Origin of the sequence: Micromonospora sp. NPDC049801 (genome assembly GCF_040656575.1) — a bacterium.
Classification (GTDB): Bacteria; Actinomycetota; Actinomycetes; order Mycobacteriales; family Micromonosporaceae; genus Micromonospora.
In genome coordinates, this window is the sequence record NZ_JBFAMS010000025.1 from 49,326 (window position 1) to 67,198 (window position 17,873).

Below are 17,873 nucleotides of genomic sequence, written 5' to 3' on the forward strand. Positions count from 1 at the left end.
CTCAGAGTGCCGGCCCGGCGTAGCGCCGACCGTCGACGTACGGCCACGGATTGGCCCGGCACCCGTTGAGGAAGAGGGTCTGCTGCATCATCACCGGCGCCGGACGCCCCGAGCCCGGGCAGCGCTCGTGATGGTGCCCGAGCTGGTGACCGACCTCGTGGTTGACCACGTACGTCCGGTACACCGACAGCGGCACGCGCGCCGAGACGTAGTGCGGCACCGACAACCGCCACCGGTCCAGGTTGACGATCACCTGACCGGGCGCGCGGCAGGAGGTGTACGGCCGCCCGTCGATCCGGATGTCCACCCCACCCGCGGCGCACATCCGGCCCGCCGTACGGGCCGTCGCCAGGTAGACGGTGAAGTCCCGGGGAGCGTCCCCCGGCACCTGCTGCAACCGCAGCCGACCGCTGTCGACCCAGCTGCCCGGTCCGGTGAGCGCCACCTGGACGGCCTGCGCGAACGCGGCCACGTCCTCGTCGCTGCCCGACTCGACCGCCACCCGGTAACGACGCAGCTCACCCGCGCGGCCCAGGACCGGGCCGGAGCGGTCGTCGTGTTCGAAGCGGCCCGTCCCGGCGCTCGGGACCGCTCCGGGCATCCGCAGCACCGGCGACGCGCTCGTCGACGCCGCCACCGTGGCGCTCGGCGACGGGCTCACCGACCCCGGCAGCGGCCTCGCCACCAGCGGCGGGGCGGCGGCCTCCTCGGCGGTCAGCCGGTCGGACGGCTCGCCCCGCTCCTCGGCGACCACGGTCACTGCCGCGCCGATCGCCAGCACCACCGCCACCAACTGGGCGATCAGCGCGAAGCGTCGATGACGGTGAGCGGACCTGAACATTCCGGTCAGCCTGCCAGATCGGACGGCCGGACGGCGTCCCCCTTTTCGGTGAGCAGACCCACCACCGCGCGGGCGACCAGCCGGGGCACCTCGAGCTGCGCCACGTGGCCGACCCCGTCGAGCATCAACAGGCGGCTGTCCGGGATGGCCCGTGCGGTCTGCGGCGCGACCCGGACGTCGACCAGCCGGTCCTGCCGACCCCCCACCACGAGCGTCGGCGCGCGGACCGCCCCGGCGAGCCGCCACAGCGACCCGGACCCCGGCAGGTACGCCCGCAGGAAGCTGGAGACCAGACCCCGGAACGTCCGGACGTACGCGGCCGCGTAGTGCGCCGCCTCGTACCGCACCCGGATCTCCTCCAACGCCTCCTCCCGGCGCTGCACACAGATGCGGCTCAGATCGGCGACACACGCCTCAAGCACCTGCTCGGCCATGATCTCCGGGGCGAGCTGGGTCAACCGCCGGGCGACCAGCCGCTCACCCCCCGGAATGGCCAGCACCGGCAGCATCCTGCCCTGCAACGACCGTCGGAAATCCAGGAACGGCAGCGCCGGAGAGATCAGGGTGAGGGTGCGGACCAGGTCCGGCCGCAGCCCCGCCACCTGGACCGAGACCGCGCCGCCCAGCGAGTTGCCGAACAGGTGCACCGGTCCCCGACCGGAGTGCTCGATCCACCTGATGACCAGGTCGGCGAAGGCCGGAATCGTGTAGCGCCGTCCCGGCTCGCTGCGACCGAACCCGGGCAGGTCGATGGCCTGGCCGTCCAACCGGTCGGTGAGCAGCCCGGCCAGGTCGGTCCAGTTCTGCGACGAGCCGCCGAGCCCGTGCACGAACAGCGCCGGCTCCGCGTCCGCGCTCGTCGCGGGGGTGTCCCGCACGTACATGACCTGGCCGTCGAGGCGCACCTCCCGGCCCGGCCACGGTGGCGGCACACCGGCGTCGGCAAGGAGATGGTCCGGCCAGAGGGTGGCACGCTTCATCCCTCCAGTCTGCCTCGCACCATTCAGGAGAGTAGTGCCTCCAGCCGGCGGTTGACCGCCGCCAGCGTGGCTCGGACCACCGCCTGCCGCGGATCGCCGGCCACCAGAGCCGAGCCGGCGAGCTGCTCGACCCAGCCGTCGCAGACCAGCAGCACCACCACGGTGGCCACCTCGCAGTTGCCGAACGGCACCACCGCCGCGTGCTCGACGAAGCAGCGGCCACGCTCGGCGTTCTCGGTGCCGCGCAGCAGCTCGTCGACGGCCGCGGCGGCGGCCACCGCGCAGAGCCGCAGCACGTAGCCGTCCACCGCCGGCCCGGTCGCGTACCCGGCCGCGGTGCCGTCGCCGGCGAGCAGCCGTACCTCCACATTGGCGTCCAGGCCGAAGGTGCTGACCTGCACGTGGTCGATGACCACGCGCGGCCCCGGCGCGCCGCCGGTGTCCAGCGGGCGGGAGGGCGCCGACTCCGTCGTGGTCACCTGACCACCGGAGTACGACGTACCGAGCGTCGCCGGGCTGCCGGTGGCTCCGCCGGCGGGCACACCCGAGACCGAGCCGGGCTCCTCGACCGTGGCGCGGCCCCGGTGCGGGGCGCCCGTCCGCCGCCGGGGCGCGGCGTCCAGGGCGGTCCGCTGCTCGGGGCTCGTCGGCGCGGCCGCCGCCGGGCTGCCGCCCTCGGCGATACGCGTCTCCGCGACGTTGTTGCGTGGCTCGGCGGGACGGGCCTCGGCGGATCGCGTGTTGGCGGGTTTCGCGCCACCCGAGCGGGGCTCGGCAGGTCGTGTCTCGGCGGCGCGGCGGCGTACCGGTGGGGGCGGCGTGGTGGGCAGGCCGGGCACGTTCTGCGGTGCGGCGGCGAGGCCCATCCGTTCCTGAAGCAGCCGGGCGACCTGTCGGCTCACCTCGGCCGGATCCGCGCCGTCGGCCAGGTCCAGCCGGAGGCTGTGCGCACCCGCCGGGGTACGACGCAGCGCCGCGTCCCGGACACCGGCTACCTCCCGGACGGCGTCCAGGATGGCGTTGACGTCGAATCCCTCGGGACGTTCCCGCAACGGAGCGGGCTCGTCGTCACGGCGCAGGTGGGTGGCGATGCGCGCGAGTTCGGGGGTTTCGGCGGGTGGTTCCACGGCTGGCGGCTCCGGCACGACGGGCACGTCCGGTTGCGCGGGGACGCGCTGCGGCAGTACCGCCGGCGTGTCGGGCCGTCGACCGCTGGCGGCGGCGTCGGCCGGCGACGCCGGTTCCGGGGCGGATCGGCGGGCCGCGTAGGAAGCGGCGGACGCGGATGGCCGGTCGTGTCGCCCCGACCCGGCGGTGGCCGCGGCCGGACCGGTTGCCGTCGGGGCGGTGGGGGCCGGTCCGACGGTCGATGGGTCGGGTGGCTCGGGGCTCGCCGGCCGAAGCCGGAACGGCCCGGTTGGTCGGACCGGCTGGGCCGCCTCGCCCGCGTCGCTGCCACGAGCGGGGCTCGCCGGCCGGCTGGCCGGCCAGGACGGACGATCGCCCGGCGAGGCCGCCGGGATGCGCCCCTCGGACCAGTCCGGTCGTTCGGCGGCCGCGTTCGCCACGGGTGTCGCCGAGTTTCCTGCCCAGGACGGACGCTCGGCCGCCGGACGGACGGGCGTCGTCGGTGACGGCGTGCTCTGCGACGGCGCATCCACCACCGTCGCCGGTGGGCCGGCGGGCGCCGGTGGCGGGTCGACCGGCGCTGGCGGGTCCACCGGCGCGGGGCCGGCCCAGGTTGGGCGCGCGGGCGTGCCGTCGGAGGCCTGAGCACCGGCCCAGGACGGGCGGGACGCCCCGAAGCTGGTCGGAGCCGGGTCCGACTCGCCGGCCCACGAGGGACGCGATGGCGGGAGGGCCGATGCCGGACCGGCCCAGGACGGACGGTCAGCAGCCGGCGGACCGCTGGTCGGCTCCACCTGAGCGGCGCTGGTCGGCACGGGACCCCCGGCCCAGGACGGACGCTCGGCAGCCGGCGGACCGCTGGTCGGCACGGAACCCCCGCCCCACGACGGACGCTCGGCAGCCGGCGGACCGCTGGTCGGCACGGCACCGCCACCCCACGACGGACGCTCGGCAGCCGGCGGACCGCTGGTCGGCACGGAACCGCCACCCCACGACGGACGCTCGGCAGCCGCCGACGCGGCGGGCGCGGGCGCACCGGGCCCGCTGGTCGGGGTGGGGTCCGAGGCATTCGCGCGGGGTGGCGGGTCGGTCGACACGCTGCTCGATATCGGCGCGGCCCAGGACGGACGAGGCACGGCGGGCGTACCGGCCGGCTCGGACGTGGGCCCGCCGGCCCAGGCCGGGCGCTCGGTCGGCTCGGAGCGGGGGGCCTCCGGCGGCACGCTGGCCGGGGTCGTGGCCGGACGTTCGCCGGCCCAGGACGGGCGCGACGGCCGGCCGCGATCGGAGGCCGCCTCCGCCTCGGTGGCGACGTCGTACGCGCGGGGCGGCTCGGCGGCCAGTGGCTCATACGGACGCGTCGGCTCGGCCCGCACCGGCTCGTACGGCACGCTGGGCTCGGCGACCCAACCCGGCGCGGACTCGTCCCGCGTCGGCTGGTCGGAGGGTTCGCCGTCCGGCCGGGACCAGGGTGGCGCCCACCCGCTGCCCCAGCTCGGGCGGTTCCAGCTGGGCCCGGACCAGTCCGGCTCGACGGAGGAGGGCTCGCCCACGCGCCGGGTGTCGGCGGCGGGGCGTTCCGGCTCGGACTCGTCGCCGCGTCCCGACCCGGCCGACGACTCCGGCGCGAGCGCTTCCCGGCGGGCGCGCGACCCGGCCTCCCGGTCGTCGGCGGTCGAGCGGTCGCCGGTCGGCGCGTGGAGTCCGGGTGGTACCTCGAAGCCCGAGGCGGCCGTACCGACGGGCGGCACCTGGATGGGCGCGGTGCCGGGCACACCGGGTTCGGCCCAGCGGGCGGCACGCGGCGCGGTGGGGTCGGCGGTCAGGTGCCGGGCACTACCGCTGTCGGCCTCGCCCGACCCCTGGTCGGCGGGGGGCGCGGGGCGCTGGGCGGGCACCGCCAGGCGGCCGGCACCCAGGTCGGGCCGGTCTTCGGCGGTCCGTCCGGGTGGCGCGCTGACCGGTGTCTGCCGACCGGACGACGCACCCACGCCGTTGATCTCGGCGTCCCCGTGGTTGGTGCCGTCGGCCACGCCGTCACCCTCGGCCTCGGCCTGGTGGACGCCGTTCAGGTGGTGGCCGTTGACCCGGGCCGGCCGTTCGGCGGCGCCGGGCAGCCCGGGCAGAGGCGCGGGCAGGTCACCGTGCCTCGTCGAGGTGCTGCGCCAGCCGGACGCGGGGTCGGGCTGCCATCGTGGCGCCTGCTCCCCGGCCGCTTCGCTCTCGCCGGACGGTGACCACCCGCCCGTCGAGGGCGCCCACCCGTTGCCGGAACGACCCGGGTCGTCGTGCTGACCCGCTCCGTCACCGTGCTCTCCCGGGGTGGCGGCTCCGGGTTGCCCTGTTTCACTCACCGCGCGCTCCTTGGTCGCCCTCGCTGAGGCTACCGTGTGGGGAGAGTGGCGATAAGTTACAGCGGCGGGCCAATTCCACGACGCGGTCGGGGGCCGCCCCGGTCTGGGGGGAAAATGGCGGCTCGTACGAAGAACTCGGAGGATCCCATGACGGCTGTGGGGAACGGCGCACAGACCGCTGGCAGGCCCACGCGCCTGCCCCGCTCCGCGCGTCGTAAGCAGCTGCTCGCGGCGGCCCAGGAGGTGTTCGTCGCGCAGGGCTACCACGCTGCGGCGATGGACGACATCGCCGAGCGGGCCGGGGTCTCCAAGCCGGTGCTCTACCAACACTTCCCCGGGAAGATGGACCTCTACCTGGCGCTGCTGGACACCCACTGTGACGCCATCGTCGCTCAGGTGCAGGAGGCGATGCGGGGGACCAGCGACAACAAGGAACGGGTCAGCGCGTCGGTCCGGGCGTACTTCGACTTCGTCGATCACGAGAGCGAGGCGTTCCGCCTCGTCTTCGAGTCGGACCTGCGTAACGACCCGGCGGTGCGGCAGCGGGTGGAGCGGGTCGAGCAGGGCTGCATCGCGGCGATCACCGACACCATCATCTCCGACACGGGCGTGAGCCGGTCGCATGCCGAGTTGCTCGCCTCCGGGCTGGTCGGCGCGGCGGAGACGGCCGCGCAGTTCTGGCTGGCCGGCGGCCGACAGGTGCCGAAGGCCGAAGCTGAGGCGTTGGTGGCCGCGCTGTCGTGGCGGGGCATCGCGAGCTTCCCGCTGCAAGGTGAGTCAGCCTGACCGCCGGGCCCGTGATCGGATAGCCTTCGCAGGGCGGTTCTCTCGCCCCAGTTGAGGAGGCACAGTGGAGGTCAAGATCGGCGTGCAGTACGCGCCACGCGAGCTGGTAGTGGACAGCGCGCAGTCGCCGGCCGAGATCGAGCAGATCGTGACCGACGCCTTCGCCGGCAACGGCGGCACGCTCTCCCTGACCGACGAGAAGGGCCGGCGGGTCATCGTTCCGGTCGAGAAGGTCGCCTACGTCGAGATCGCCGAGGCGTCGCCCCGGGCGGTCGGTTTCACCGTCCGCTGACCGGTCCGGCCGTCGCGGCAGGTCGGCGTCGCGCCACCTGCCGCGGGCCGGTACCGCGTGAACGCGCCCGACCAGTGGCGCTCAGTTGTTCAGTCCGACGGCGGCCATTCGCGCGGTGTGCGCGGCGGTGAGCCGCGCGAAGAGTTCCGGCACGTCGATCCGCTCGGCCCGCGTGATGAGTACGGTGAGCGTGGCGCGTTCGGCGGCGACGCGGCCGGCTTGGGACAGGGCCTCGCCGACCAGTCGCCGGGCCCACATGGAGAGCCGGCCGGCCACCCGTGGGTCGTCGGCGACGGCCAGCCGGATCTCGGCGGCGGCGAATTCCGCGTACCGGGAGTCGTGCAGCACGTCGAGCACCAGCGCCCGGTCGGGTCCGTCCAGCGCGTGGCCGATCTCCCTGATGAAGTCGTCGGTGATGGTGTCGCCCACGTACGCCTTGGTGACGGCCTCGGCCCAGTCCCGCGGCTCGGTGGAGTCGTGGTACGCCTGCAACGGCCGCACATAGGGCGCCATCGCCTCCTCCGGTTGCACACCGAGTGCGGCGAGCCGGTCGGCGAGCCGGCGGTAGTTGTCGATCTCGGCCGCGGCCATCTGGTCCAGCTCGACGCGCCGGCGCAGGTCCGGCGCGAGTCGCGCGTCGGCGGCCATGCGTTCGAAGGCGAGCAGTTCACCGAAGGCGACCAGGCCGAGCAGGTCGGGGACGGCGGAACCGGCGGTGGACACGAGCGCAGGCTACCGCGTGTGATGCAGTTCACATTCAGTCCCCCCGCGTGGCGGCTGGCCGACCGGGAATCGGGACGTGAGCTTGCCTGTTCGGGTAGCATAGAGCAGTTGCCGTGGGCGCCGATCTGATCGAAGTCCAGCCTGCGGTGCGCGTGCGGCCCGGTCTGGCTCGGCAGTCTGCCCTTGACCGTGTGGCCCGCGTCATACCGACCGCGCCCTGAGGACATGACGGGGCGCACCCACGAGAGGGCACCCCCACATCCACATGAGCGAGCTGACTCAAGATCTGATGGACGGCCAGGAACTGGCCCCCACCGCCCCGGTCCGACCGGAGGCACCCACCTTCGCCGCCCTCGGCGCCCGCGACGAGACCGTCGAGGCGCTGGCCGCGGCCGGCATCACCCGCGCGTTCGCCATTCAGGAGTACGCGATCCCGATCGCGCTGCGCGGCGTCGACCTCATCGGCCAGGCGCCCACCGGTACCGGCAAGACCCTCGGCTTCGGCGTGCCGTTGCTGGAGCGGGTCTTCGCGCCGAGCGAGGGTGGCGACGGCGTCCCCCAGGCGCTTGTCGTCGTCCCGACCCGTGAGCTGGGCATCCAGGTCGCCAAGGACCTGGCCGCCGCCGGCCGGACGCGCGGCGTCCGGGTGCTGCCGATCTACGGCGGCGTGGCGTACGAACCGCAGATCGACGCGCTGCGCAAGGGCGTCGAGATCCTCGTCGGCACGCCGGGTCGACTGATGGACCTGCAGAAGCAGAAGCACCTCCGCCTCGACCGGGTACGCGCGCTCGTCCTGGACGAGGCCGACCGCATGCTCGACCTGGGCTTCCTCGACGACGTCGAGAAGATCCTGGCGATGCTTCCGGAAGACCGGCAGACGATGCTCTTCTCGGCGACCATGCCGGACCCGATCGTCACCCTGTCCCGGCGCTTCCTGCGCCAGCCGATGACGATCCACGCCGGGCACACCGCCGAGACCGGGCCGTCGCCGCAGACCCAGCAACTGGTCTACCGCACCCACTCGATGAACAAGGTCGAGGTGGTGGCCCGCATCCTCCAGGCCGAGGGTCGTGGGCTGACCATGATCTTCACGCGTACCAAGCGGGCCGCCGACCGGGTCGCCGAGGATCTCGACTTCCGTGGGTTCGCGGTCGCCGCGGTGCACGGTGACCTCGGCCAGGGCGCCCGGGAGCGGGCCCTGCGGGCCTTCCGCGCCGGCAAGATCGACATCCTGGTCGCCACCGACGTCGCGGCCCGGGGCCTGGACGTCACCGGTGTCACCCACGTCATCAACTACGACTGCCCGGAAGATCAGGACACCTACACCCACCGCATCGGTCGTACCGGTCGGGCCGGGGCGACCGGCGTCGCGGTGACCTTCGTCGACTGGGACGACATGCCGCGCTGGCGGATCATCGACAAGACCCTCGGTCTGGAGATGCCCGAGCCGCCGGAGACGTACCACACCTCCCCGCACCTCTACACCGACCTGCACATCTCGACCGAGGTCAGCGGCACGCTGCCCACGGCCGAGCGGACGCGCGCCGGGCTGTCCGCCGAGATCGAGGAAGACCTCGGCGGCACCACCCGCTCGCGCCGGGGCGACAGCGCTGGCCGGGGCGGCCGACGCGGTGAGAGTCGTGGCGAGGCCCGGGGCGAGCGCCGTGGTCGGGGTGACGGTCGCCGCGACCGCGCCGACGCCGGCCCGCCGGCCGCCGAAGCACCTGCGGACGCCGCTGGCGACGAGGCCACCCGCACCCCGCGCCGCCGGCGTCGCCGCCGGGCCGGCGAGACGGTGACCGGTGAGCCGACCGCGGTGATCGCGGCCGACGCGGCGCCGGCCGAGTCCGTCGACGCCGCCGAGGGCGAGGCCGCCAAGCCCCGCCGCCGCCGACGCCGTCGTGGTGGCGGTTCCGGCGAGGGTACGCCGGCCGAGGCGACCGCGGACTGACGCAGCGAGATCCATCCGACATCCCCCGGACCGCCTCACGCGGTGCGGGGGATGTTCCCTTCTTCCCACCCCACCTGCTGAAGATGGAACGATGCCGCAACCACTGGACGCTGCCCTGACCGAGGTTCGGGCGCTGCTGCTCGACCCCGCGCTGACCCGGGCGGTCGCCGCCGGACGCCGTCGCGGCCGTCGCCCCACGGTCGAGCGGGCCGAACTGCGGCCGGTGACGCTCAAGGCCGGGCCCCGACTTCAGGTCACCACCTCCGACGGCGTACGCCCGTACACCCGCAATGTCGCTCCCGGTCCCGAGGCCGACGCGGCGGTCGATGAGCTCCTGGCCGAGCCCTTCGGCAACTGGCACGTGGAGACCGTCGACGCGACCCTCCAGCTCCGGGTGACCAAGTCCGGCGAGGCGCAGGTACACCGTGCGGCGACGGCCCGACCGGCGACGACACCGGCTGGGAACGACCGGGCGAAGGAGTACCTGCTCGATCCCGGCGACCCGATCTTCGCCGAGATCGGCGGCTCGGCGGCGAAACGACGCCAGGTCGACGCGTTCCTGCGGGCCCTGGCCGCGACCCTGCCCGACGACCTGACCGGTCCGCTGCGGGTGGTCGACCTCGGCTGCGGCAACGCCTACCTGACGTTCGCCGCCTACCGCTACCTGACGGGTCGGGGGCTCGATGTCGAGCTGGTCGGCGTGGACGTCCGGGAGGACCAGCGCCGGCGCAACACCGAGCTGGCGCAGCGACTGGGCTGGGCCGACAAGGTCAGCTTCGTCGCCGGCACGATCGCCGAGGCCGTCGTCGAACCCGCCCCGGACCTGGTGCTGGCGCTGCACGCCTGCGACACCGCCACCGACGAGGCGCTGGCCCGCGCGGTGCGCTGGCAGGCCCGCTGGGTACTCGCCGCGCCCTGCTGTCACCACGACCTCGCCAAGCAGCTGCGCGCGCAGCCCACCCCGGCGCCGTACGAGTTGCTGACCCGGCAGGGCATCCTGCGCGAGCGCTTCGCCGACGTGCTCACCGACGCGCTGCGCGCCGGGTTGCTGCGGACGCACGGTTACCGGGCCGAGGTGGTGGAGTTCGTCGACTCCCAGCACACCCCCCGCAACCTGCTGATCCGCGCCCGCCACACCGGTGTCGCGGACCCACGGCACACGGAGTACCGCGAGCTGGTCGACCAGTGGCAGGTCACGCCCCGGCTGGAGGTCCTGCTGGCCGGCGACACGGGGTCCGCCAGCTAGGTTCGCCGGCTGGACCTGCCGCAGGCCCGGGACTTCGCAGCGGCGTCAGCGTCGGCGGTCGGCGTTGCCGCCCCGGTCCCGGCTGCCGGATCGGTCGAAGACCGCCACCCGGTCTCCGCCGTTGCGCGTCGAGCGGTCGTCGTCGACCGGGCTGCTCGGGAAGGGCACCACCTTCCCCGAGCTCTCGGCGTTGCCGGCGGCCGTGAACGCGTTCCAGGAGATGTCGACGAGCAGCTTCTTCGTCTCGGCGTGCCGGACGGCCGCGTTCTGCTGTAGCGCCATCCGGGCGCCCAGCACCACGGCGACCAGCGTGGTGGTGATCGCGCCGGCGGCGGCCAGCACGTGGGCACCGGTCGCCGCGTCGGTGCGGAGCACCAGGACCAGCAGCCAGATCCAGCACCCGGCGGCGAAGACGCCGGCCTTGACGACGAAGAAGAGGCTCACCGCACCAGGCTGGTACGGCTGCGGACGGCGCGATTCGGCCATGGTGCTCCTCGGCGGTGGTCCGGGCGAACGCGGCAGGCGCGCGTGCGCCATGCCGGGACGGGCACCGAGCTTAGTAGAAGAACGATGATGATCGCTCGGTACCGGTCCGAATACTGCCCGAGGTGGAGTCTCATCCGTGGGACAGTTTGTGCGGTCAGTCAGTGGTTTCCGATCCTCGGCGTACTACGCTCGGAGGCGCATCTTCCCAGTGCTCGGCCGGGAGGGAAAGACATACCGGATGGGTTCCGCAGACGTAACACCGCAGATGGCGTTCGCCCGCTTCGTCCGGCGGGCCATCGACGACGCCCGCGAAGAGCGCGGGTGGACCGTGACCGATCTCGCCGCGCACACGGGCGTGGGCCGCTCCACCGTGTTCCGTTGGCTCGCCGGTGACTGGCAGGACTATCCGGAACTGGCGAAGGTACGCGGCTTCTGTGCCGCTCTGGATCTGCCGGTGGCGGCCGCGTTCCGGGCCCTCGGACTGCCTGACGCGGGCCCGACGCCCCGACGCCGCAGCGACGACGGCCCGGTCGACGCCGACGTCCGCGCCATCCTGGACCGGCTGGCCGACCCCACCGTCCCGGCCGAGGAGAAGCACCACATCCGCGACCTCCTCCGCTACCTGGCCCGCCGCCCCACCCGCCGAGCCGGCTAACCCCCCGATCCCCGCGTTGATCATGAAGTTATTGCCACGACACGCCGATGCGAGTGGCAATAACTTCATGATCGACGCAGCGAGGGCCGGGGACGGGAGGGGGCCAGGAGGGCCGGGGGGTTAGGGGATGGTCAGGGTTAGTTCGGCGGTGTGGACCTTGGTGGCTACCTGGAAGTCCAGGTAGAGGCGGTAACGGCCGGGGTTCGGGATGGTCAGCCAGAACTTGACCTGGCCGTCGGCCAACTCCGGTTCGGGATGCACGTGCAGGTAGCCGAGGTCGCCTTCGCGCAGCGCCACCAGGTGCCCGTACGCGCCGAGGTAGCGCTCCAGCGCCGCGCCACCGCTCGGACCGTCGATCCGGAAGGTCAGCGGCACCGTCACCCCGGCCTGCGGACTGCCCTGGTAGCCGACCGTGAACCCGTCAACCGTCGTCGAGGTGGCCGGCGCGGGCAGCGGACGCGGCTGGTACGCGCCCGGCGCCACCAGGTCCACGCCGAGGGTCACGGCGCTCTGGCCGCCGTTGTCGGCGACCACGGTGAAGTCCGCGTACGCCCGCCAGACGCCGGGCTGCGGGAGGGTCACCGGCACCGACCAGATGCCGTCCGGCGTCATGGTCGGGTGCAGGTGCTGGTAGCCGGTCAGGTCCCGGCGTACCACGATGACGTGCATCGGCTTGTCGTGTACGACGGCGAAGCGGGTGACCGGTCGACGTTGCGCGTCGCGTACCTCGAAGCGCAGTTGCCCGGTGCGGCCGACGCGAAATTCGGTGCCCAGTGGCACGAGCGTGTATCCGCCCGAGCTGACCGACAGACCGCCCGGCTCGGTGGCAGCGCCCTGGCCGGCGCCCGTGACGGATCCGTGGTCGTGGGCCGCGGTGCCCGCCGGGTGGGTGTGGTCGGGGGTCAGCGCCGTACCGCCGGTGGTGCCGCCGCCGAGGCCGGTGCCGCCGTTGACGTTGGTGCCGCCGTTCAGGCGACCGAGGCCGAAGCCGAGCAGGACGGCGAGCACCAGACCACCCACCACCAGCGCCAACCGGACCGTGCTCCGGTCGGCCACACCGGCAACACCCGGAGCCGAGACGGCCGACCCGCCCGACAACGCCTCGCCCGCCCGGTCGGCGGCGACAGGGCTCCCGTCCGACGAGGGCGCGCCAGCCCGGTCGGCGGCGACGGCGCTCGCGTCCGACGGGGACGCGCCCGCCTGGTCAGGCACCGCCGGCGTCCAGCTCATCCCGACACCGTACCGCCGTGCCCGGTGGGTTCCGGCCGACGCCGGGGCAGCGTGGCGGCCGTCGCAATCCGCCCGGCCCGGGAACTTTCCGCCCGCCGCCGTTGACCGGCGCTCGCGGACGACTCAGCCGGCCACGGCGAGCGCGAGCGGGAGCACGTCGGGAGCGCCGGCCCGCCGGAGTTCCCGGGCGACCATCGCCATCGTCCAGCCCGAGTCGACCAGGTCGTCGACGAGCAGCACCGGCCCGTCCAGCGCGGCCAGCGCGTCGGCAAGTTCGGGCGGTACGGAGAAGGCGTCGTGCAGCGCGCGTACCCGCTGGGCGCTGTTGCCGCGCGGCCCGCCGGGGCCGTCCGGGCCGGTCGCCGTGACCGCGCCGAGCAGCGGCAGCCGGCCCACGGCGGCGATCCGCTCGGCCAGGGAGCCGACCAGCCGGGGCCGCCGGCGGGACGAGACGGCGACCACCGCCACCGGCCGGCGGGGCCACGGGTCGTCGCCGTGCGCCCAGGCCTTCAGCACGTCGACCACCGCGCCGGCCACGTCGTCGGGCACCGGCGCGTCGGGCGACTCCGGGCCGACCAGGTCCCGCAGCCGACCGCCCCACCCCAGGTCGGAGAGGCGGCCGACCGCGCGGCCGGGCAGCGCCTGGTCCGCCGGGGCGATCCGGCCCTTGAGGGGTACGCCCACCGCGTCCAACCCGGTCGGCCAGAGTTTTTTGGGCGCGATCTGGACGCCGGGCCGGCCCAGGAACGTCTGCGCGGCGGCGAGCGCGGCCGTCGACACGTCCGCCGCGAACAGCGGGCCGGCACACCTGTCGCACCGGCCGCAGTCGGTCGCCCCGGTGTCGTCCAGGCGCTCCCGTAGGTATCGCATCCGGCAGTCGCCCGTCGACGCGTACTCCCGCATGGCCTGTTGTTCGACGGTGCGCGCCTGGGCGACGCGGCGCAACCGGGCCTCGTCGTAGACCCAGGGCTCGCCCGTGGCGAGCCAGCCACCGCGCACCCGGCGAACCGCGCCGTCCACGTCGAGCACCTTGAGCATCAGCTCCAGGCGGGCCCGGCGCAGGTCGACGAGGGGTTCGAGGGCCTGGGTGGAGAGCGGCCGGTCGGTGTGCAGGGCGGCCAGCACCGCACGGACCTGCTGTTCCGGCGGGAACGCCAGCGAGGCGAAGTAGCGCCAGATGGCGGCGTCCTCGACGCCGGGCAGCAGCAGCACCTCGGCGTGTTCGACGGCGCGGCCGGCACGGCCGACCTGCTGGTAGTACGCGATCGGCGACGGCGGTGCGCCGAGGTGGACGACGAAGCCCAGGTCGGGTTTGTCGAAGCCCATGCCGAGCGCGCTGGTGGCGACCAACGCCTTGATCTTGTTGTCGAGCAGGTCCTGTTCGGCGGCGCGCCGGTCGGCGTCCTCGGCCTGGCCGGTGTACGACGCCACCGGGTAGCCCCGCGAGCGCAGGAACTCGGTGGTCTCCCCCGCCGCCGCGACGGTCAGCGTGTAGACGATGCCGGAGCCGGGCAACTCGTCCAGGTGGTCGGCGAGCCACGCCAGTCGGTGCGCCGGGCTGGGCAGGTCGAGGACGCCGAGCCGCAGCGACTCGCGGTCCAGCGTCCCGCGCAGGACGAGCGCGTCACCCAACTGCTCGGCGACGTCCTGGGTGACCCGCGCGTTGGCGGTGGCCGTGGTGGCCAGCACCGGCGTGCGCTCGGGTAGTTCGGCCAGGAAGGTACGCAGCCGCCGGTAGTCCGGCCGGAAGTCGTGCCCCCAGTCGGAGACGCAGTGCGCCTCGTCGACCACCAGCAGACCGGTCGTCGCGGCCAGCTTCGGCAGCACGCCGTCGCGGAAGTCCGGGTTGTTGAGGCGTTCCGGACTGATCAACAGGACGTCCACCGATCCGGCCTGGATTTCGGCGGTGATCTCGTCCCACTCGTCGAGGTTCGCCGAGTTGATCGTGCGCGCCCGGATGCCGGCGCGGGCCGCCGCCTCCACCTGGTTGCGCATGAGAGCCAGCAGCGGCGACACGATGACGGTCGGACCGTGCTCGCCGCTCCCGCCACTCTGCTCGCGGGCGCGGAGCAGCGCGGTGGCCACGAAGTAGACCGCCGACTTGCCCCAACCGGTGCGCTGCACGCACAGCACCCGGCGTCGGTCGACGACCAGCGCCTCGATGGCCCGCCACTGGTCCTCGCGCAGCCGGGCGTGCTCACCGGCCAGCCGACGCAGCACCGCCTCGGCCCGCTCCCGTACCGCCGCCCGTTCGTCGCCCATCCGGCATTTCTACCAGCGTCGTACGTCAGAACCCCGCCCGCGCGGGAGGTGCCGGTCACGATCCGCGCGTTCGCGCCTCATCGGGCCGGGACGCCGGGGGCAGAAAGAGCAACAGGTCGCGCAGCGGCTCGGTCGCGCTGGGAGGCAGCAGGCAGCGCGACGCGAACTCTTCCATCGAGGCGTACGGGCCGCGCAGCCAGCGGTCCACCACGATCTGCCGGCCCTGCTCGGCCGTCAGACCGGGCAGGGCCGTGAGCACCTGCTCCGGGACCCCGTTGACGTCGACCAGACCGCCGTCGTCGAAGGTGCCGGGCAGGTCGGGTCGCCCGAGTCCCAACTCGGCACGGGCCGCCGGGTAGTGGTAGAGCAGGTAGCGGGCGTGCTCCCGGCGGATGCGCCGCTCCTCGTCGGCACGACCGCGGGCACTGTCCGGTCGTCCGGTGATCGCCGCCCAGAGTCCACGGCTGAGCAGCACCACGTGCACGGCCCCCGCGAGCCAGGTGATGAGGGCCAGGCCGAGGAAGGTCACCGCCTGCGGTCCGGGCACCTCGGCTTCCGGACTCTCGACGTCGAGCATGACCACCTCGACGACGAGCAGTGCCAGGTAACCGAGGCCCGCGAGCGCGAGCCGCCAACTCCGCCGCCACCCCGCGTAGGCCAGGATCACCAGCCAGGTCAGGCAGCCGAACGAGAGCAGGACGAGCACCGTCCCGAGGATCGTCACCGTCCTGCTCGCCCAACGCGGTGTCTCCCGCCGAGCGGGCTTCGTGGGGGCCGCCGGAGGTGGCAGGGGCATGAGCGCGGGGGGAGGCGGCACAGACAGGGCGGACGGCGATGCCGGGCCCGGCGGGGAGGGGAGGAGACCGACGGGGGCGACCACCGACGTTGCCGGTCCGGGCAGCGTGGCCGCCGGCCGCGAAGCCTCCGGTCCGGGCACCGGGGCTGCCGGCTGCGGTGTCTCCGGTGCGGCGGTGCGCTGCGCCTCTGGTACGGCGACGCGCTGCGCCTCTGGTGCGGCGGTGCGCTGCGCCTGTTGTTGGACGGGGCGCTGCGCCTGTGGTTCGGCGGCGTGGGGGGTCGCCGCCAGGGTCGGGTCGGAGCGCAGGATGCGCCGGTGCAGTTCCTGCAACGCCTCGCCCGGCTCGATGCCGTACTCCTCGCGGAGCAGGTCGCCGAACTCCCGGTAGGCGGCGAGCGCCTCCGCCTGCCGCCCGCTGCGATAGAGCGCGAGCACGAGTTGGTGTCGCAGCTGCTCCCGGACGGGGAACTCGGCCACCAACTCCACCAGCTCACCGATCGTCTCGCGGTGCCGTCCGAGGTCCAGCGTCAACTCGGACCGGGTCTCCAACGCCACGGCGCGTAACTCCACCAGCCGCTGCCGGGCCGCCTCGAAGATCGGCCCAGCGAAGCCGGTGAACGGCTCCCCCTGCCACAGATCCAAGGCGGCGGCCAGTTCGGCGAGCGCCTCGTCCGTACGCCCGCTCGTGTGTCGCTGGCGGGCGGCCTGTACGCCCCGTTCGAAGCGGACCGCGTCGACCGCCTCGGGGTCCACCCGCAGCGAATAGCCGGCGTCGGTCAGGCTGAGCACCTGTCCCGGCGTACGGGGAGACCGGTCCGGTTCCAGCACCCGGCGCAGCCCGGCCACGTACTTCTGCACGACGTTGGGACCGTTCGCGGGCGGGTCCTCCGGCCAGACCGCGTCGACGATCTGCCCGGTGGACACCGGGCGGCCGGCGGCGAGCAGCAGTACGGCGAGCACCGCCCGCTGCTTGGCCGGACCGAGGTCGATCTCCCGGTCGGCGTACCAGGCCCGCTGAGGCCCGAGAATCTCGAAACGCAGTTGGCCTGACATGCGCGTTCTCGCTCCTGACACCCCCGGGACCGCCGGACGGCAGTGCCCGGCAGCCGGACGGCAGCATATCGGCAGCCGAACCGCCGTGCCGGCCGGCAGCATCCTCGTCGGCAGAAGCCACGCAGCGAGAAAGAGACAAGCGATGACACAGGCAACGGGCACCGCCGGCACCATCCGACGGACGGTCGGTACGGTCGCCGCCGTGCTGGCCGCGACCACCCTGCTCGCAGGTTGCGGAGCGGAGAGCGAACCCACCGCGACGCCACCGAGCAGCCCGTCCGCCAGCCCGAGCGTCAGTCCGAAGGACGCGCTCCTCGCCGCCGTCCCGGACGGCACCGAGGGGGCGTTCCGGTTCAGCGGCAAGGACGCGTCGAGCACGATCGACGGTCGGATCGACCCGGCGTCCGAGGGATTCGAAATCAACATGGTCATGCCGCCGGACGACGGCGTCGTGGTGAAGATGTCGTTCCTGGTGATCAAGGACCAGAACTGGGTGAAGGCGAAGTTCAGTGGCCGTCCCGGCCTGCCGAAGTTCCCCGACAAGTGGATGAAGCTGGACCGCGCGAAGCTGACCGACGCCGCGAGCATCCCGACGTTCGACGGTGTGGACCAGGGCAACGCGGGTCCGCTGATCCAGGCGGCCACCGAGGTGCAGGAGAAGAGCCCCGGCCAGTACGTCGGTTTCATCGACGTGAGCGCCGGGGAGGCGGCGAAGGCACTGGAGGACGGCGAGGCGGCGGCCCTCGGCGAGGCGGGCAAGAAGGTGCCGTTCACGGCCGTGGTCGGTGCGGACAAGCACCTGGCGTCGCTGACGCTCAAGATGCCGGCCGCCGGTAAGACCAAGGCGTACGACTACGTCGTCAAGTACGCCGACTACGGCAGCGCGCCGAAGATCACCGCGCCGACCGGCGCCGCCGCCGTGAAGGCACCGGCAATGGCGTACGACCTACTGAACGGCTGATCCACAACGGGCGGCGGCCACACGGGGGGCCGCCCCCCCCCCCGGGGGGGGCCCCCCCCCCCCCCCCCCCCCCCCCCGGGGGGGGGGGGGGGGCGGGCGGGGGGGGGGGGGGGGGGGGCGCCCCGC

Annotated in this window: 13 protein-coding genes and 1 pseudogene; 6 read left to right on the forward strand and 8 right to left on the reverse strand. The window is 74.1% G+C overall.

Annotated elements, in window-relative coordinates; translation table 11 throughout:
• Position 1: 1 nt before the first annotated feature.
• From AB0I89_RS31270 to AB0I89_RS31280, 3 genes and pseudogenes are all read right to left on the reverse strand, one after another.
• Complete coding sequence (locus tag AB0I89_RS31270; protein WP_357134143.1) at positions 2 to 841, reverse strand: DUF3152 domain-containing protein; 840 nt, start codon at positions 839 to 841, stop codon at positions 2 to 4.
• A 5-nt stretch (positions 842 to 846) separates the two neighbouring features.
• Positions 847 to 1,821: an alpha/beta hydrolase gene (locus AB0I89_RS31275; RefSeq protein ID WP_357134145.1), complete on the reverse strand. Its 975-nt coding sequence runs from the start codon at positions 1,819 to 1,821 to the stop codon at positions 847 to 849.
• 23 nt (positions 1,822 to 1,844) lie between these two features.
• Positions 1,845 to 3,140, reverse strand: a pseudogene (locus tag AB0I89_RS31280) (hypothetical protein); the annotation flags it as partial.
• Positions 3,141 to 5,450: 2,310 nt separating this feature from the next.
• Here AB0I89_RS31280 and AB0I89_RS31285 point away from each other — a divergent pair.
• Positions 5,451 to 6,089: a TetR/AcrR family transcriptional regulator gene (locus tag AB0I89_RS31285; RefSeq protein WP_355053367.1), complete on the forward strand. Its 639-nt coding sequence runs from the start codon at positions 5,451 to 5,453 to the stop codon at positions 6,087 to 6,089.
• A 64-nt stretch (positions 6,090 to 6,153) separates the two neighbouring features.
• Positions 6,154 to 6,381 (forward strand): DUF3107 domain-containing protein, encoded by a 228-nt coding sequence (locus AB0I89_RS31290; RefSeq protein WP_179781071.1) that lies wholly within the window; start codon positions 6,154 to 6,156, stop codon positions 6,379 to 6,381.
• Between the two features lie 81 nt (positions 6,382 to 6,462).
• On the opposite strand, the gene AB0I89_RS31295 is transcribed toward AB0I89_RS31290, so the two are convergent.
• A complete protein-coding gene (locus AB0I89_RS31295) occupies positions 6,463 to 7,104 on the reverse strand; it encodes a ferritin-like fold-containing protein (protein WP_357134147.1) in 642 nt (213 codons plus the stop codon).
• 265 nt (positions 7,105 to 7,369) lie between these two features.
• On the opposite strand from AB0I89_RS31295, the gene AB0I89_RS31300 reads away from it, so the two are divergent.
• A complete protein-coding gene (locus tag AB0I89_RS31300) occupies positions 7,370 to 9,055 on the forward strand; it encodes a DEAD/DEAH box helicase (RefSeq protein WP_357134149.1) in 1,686 nt (561 codons plus the stop codon).
• A 91-nt stretch (positions 9,056 to 9,146) separates the two neighbouring features.
• Positions 9,147 to 10,301, forward strand: a complete 1,155-nt coding sequence (locus AB0I89_RS31305; RefSeq protein WP_357134151.1) for an SAM-dependent methyltransferase — start codon at positions 9,147 to 9,149, stop codon at positions 10,299 to 10,301.
• A 45-nt stretch (positions 10,302 to 10,346) separates the two neighbouring features.
• Here AB0I89_RS31305 and AB0I89_RS31310 read toward each other — a convergent pair whose 3' ends face one another.
• A complete protein-coding gene (locus AB0I89_RS31310) occupies positions 10,347 to 10,787 on the reverse strand; it encodes a hypothetical protein (RefSeq protein ID WP_357134153.1) in 441 nt (146 codons plus the stop codon).
• A gap of 238 nt (positions 10,788 to 11,025) precedes the next feature.
• Here AB0I89_RS31310 and AB0I89_RS31315 point away from each other — a divergent pair, with 238 nt between their 5' ends.
• Positions 11,026 to 11,442, forward strand: coding sequence for a helix-turn-helix domain-containing protein (locus tag AB0I89_RS31315; RefSeq protein ID WP_355053372.1), 417 nt, complete (start codon positions 11,026 to 11,028; stop codon positions 11,440 to 11,442).
• A gap of 120 nt (positions 11,443 to 11,562) precedes the next feature.
• On the opposite strand, the gene AB0I89_RS31320 is transcribed toward AB0I89_RS31315, so the two are convergent.
• From AB0I89_RS31320 to AB0I89_RS31330, 3 genes are all read right to left on the reverse strand, one after another.
• Positions 11,563 to 12,672, reverse strand: coding sequence for a hypothetical protein (locus tag AB0I89_RS31320; RefSeq protein ID WP_357134156.1), 1,110 nt, complete (start codon positions 12,670 to 12,672; stop codon positions 11,563 to 11,565).
• Positions 12,673 to 12,795: 123 nt separating this feature from the next.
• Positions 12,796 to 14,934, reverse strand: coding sequence for a DEAD/DEAH box helicase (locus AB0I89_RS31325; protein WP_357134158.1), 2,139 nt, complete (start codon positions 14,932 to 14,934; stop codon positions 12,796 to 12,798).
• A gap of 55 nt (positions 14,935 to 14,989) precedes the next feature.
• The gene (locus AB0I89_RS31330; RefSeq protein WP_357134160.1) at positions 14,990 to 16,786 is read right to left on the reverse strand and encodes a BTAD domain-containing putative transcriptional regulator; all 1,797 of its coding nucleotides are present in this window, start codon (positions 16,784 to 16,786) and stop codon (positions 14,990 to 14,992) included.
• 142 nt (positions 16,787 to 16,928) lie between these two features.
• Here AB0I89_RS31330 and AB0I89_RS31335 point away from each other — a divergent pair, with 142 nt between their 5' ends.
• Complete coding sequence (locus AB0I89_RS31335; RefSeq protein WP_357134162.1) at positions 16,929 to 17,747, forward strand: hypothetical protein; 819 nt, start codon at positions 16,929 to 16,931, stop codon at positions 17,745 to 17,747.
• The last annotated feature ends 126 nt before the right edge of the window (positions 17,748 to 17,873 follow it).

What these genes read in the sequence shown, in the direction of transcription:
- AB0I89_RS31315 (WP_355053372.1), top strand. Translation starts at nt 11,026, where the DNA reads ATGGGTTCCGCAGACGTAACACCGCAGATGGCGTTCGCCCGCTTCGTC.
- AB0I89_RS31270 (WP_357134143.1), bottom strand. Translation starts at nt 841, where the DNA reads ATGTTCAGGTCCGCTCACCGTCATCGACGCTTCGCGCTGATCGCCCAG.
- AB0I89_RS31330 (WP_357134160.1), bottom strand. Translation starts at nt 16,786, where the DNA reads ATGTCAGGCCAACTGCGTTTCGAGATTCTCGGGCCTCAGCGGGCCTGG.
- AB0I89_RS31300 (WP_357134149.1), top strand. Translation starts at nt 7,370, where the DNA reads ATGAGCGAGCTGACTCAAGATCTGATGGACGGCCAGGAACTGGCCCCC.
- AB0I89_RS31305 (WP_357134151.1), top strand. Translation starts at nt 9,147, where the DNA reads ATGCCGCAACCACTGGACGCTGCCCTGACCGAGGTTCGGGCGCTGCTG.
- AB0I89_RS31335 (WP_357134162.1), top strand. Translation starts at nt 16,929, where the DNA reads ATGACACAGGCAACGGGCACCGCCGGCACCATCCGACGGACGGTCGGT.
- AB0I89_RS31320 (WP_357134156.1), bottom strand. Translation starts at nt 12,672, where the DNA reads ATGAGCTGGACGCCGGCGGTGCCTGACCAGGCGGGCGCGTCCCCGTCG.
- AB0I89_RS31325 (WP_357134158.1), bottom strand. Translation starts at nt 14,934, where the DNA reads ATGGGCGACGAACGGGCGGCGGTACGGGAGCGGGCCGAGGCGGTGCTG.
- AB0I89_RS31310 (WP_357134153.1), bottom strand. Translation starts at nt 10,787, where the DNA reads ATGGCCGAATCGCGCCGTCCGCAGCCGTACCAGCCTGGTGCGGTGAGC.
- AB0I89_RS31285 (WP_355053367.1), top strand. Translation starts at nt 5,451, where the DNA reads ATGACGGCTGTGGGGAACGGCGCACAGACCGCTGGCAGGCCCACGCGC.
- AB0I89_RS31275 (WP_357134145.1), bottom strand. Translation starts at nt 1,821, where the DNA reads ATGAAGCGTGCCACCCTCTGGCCGGACCATCTCCTTGCCGACGCCGGT.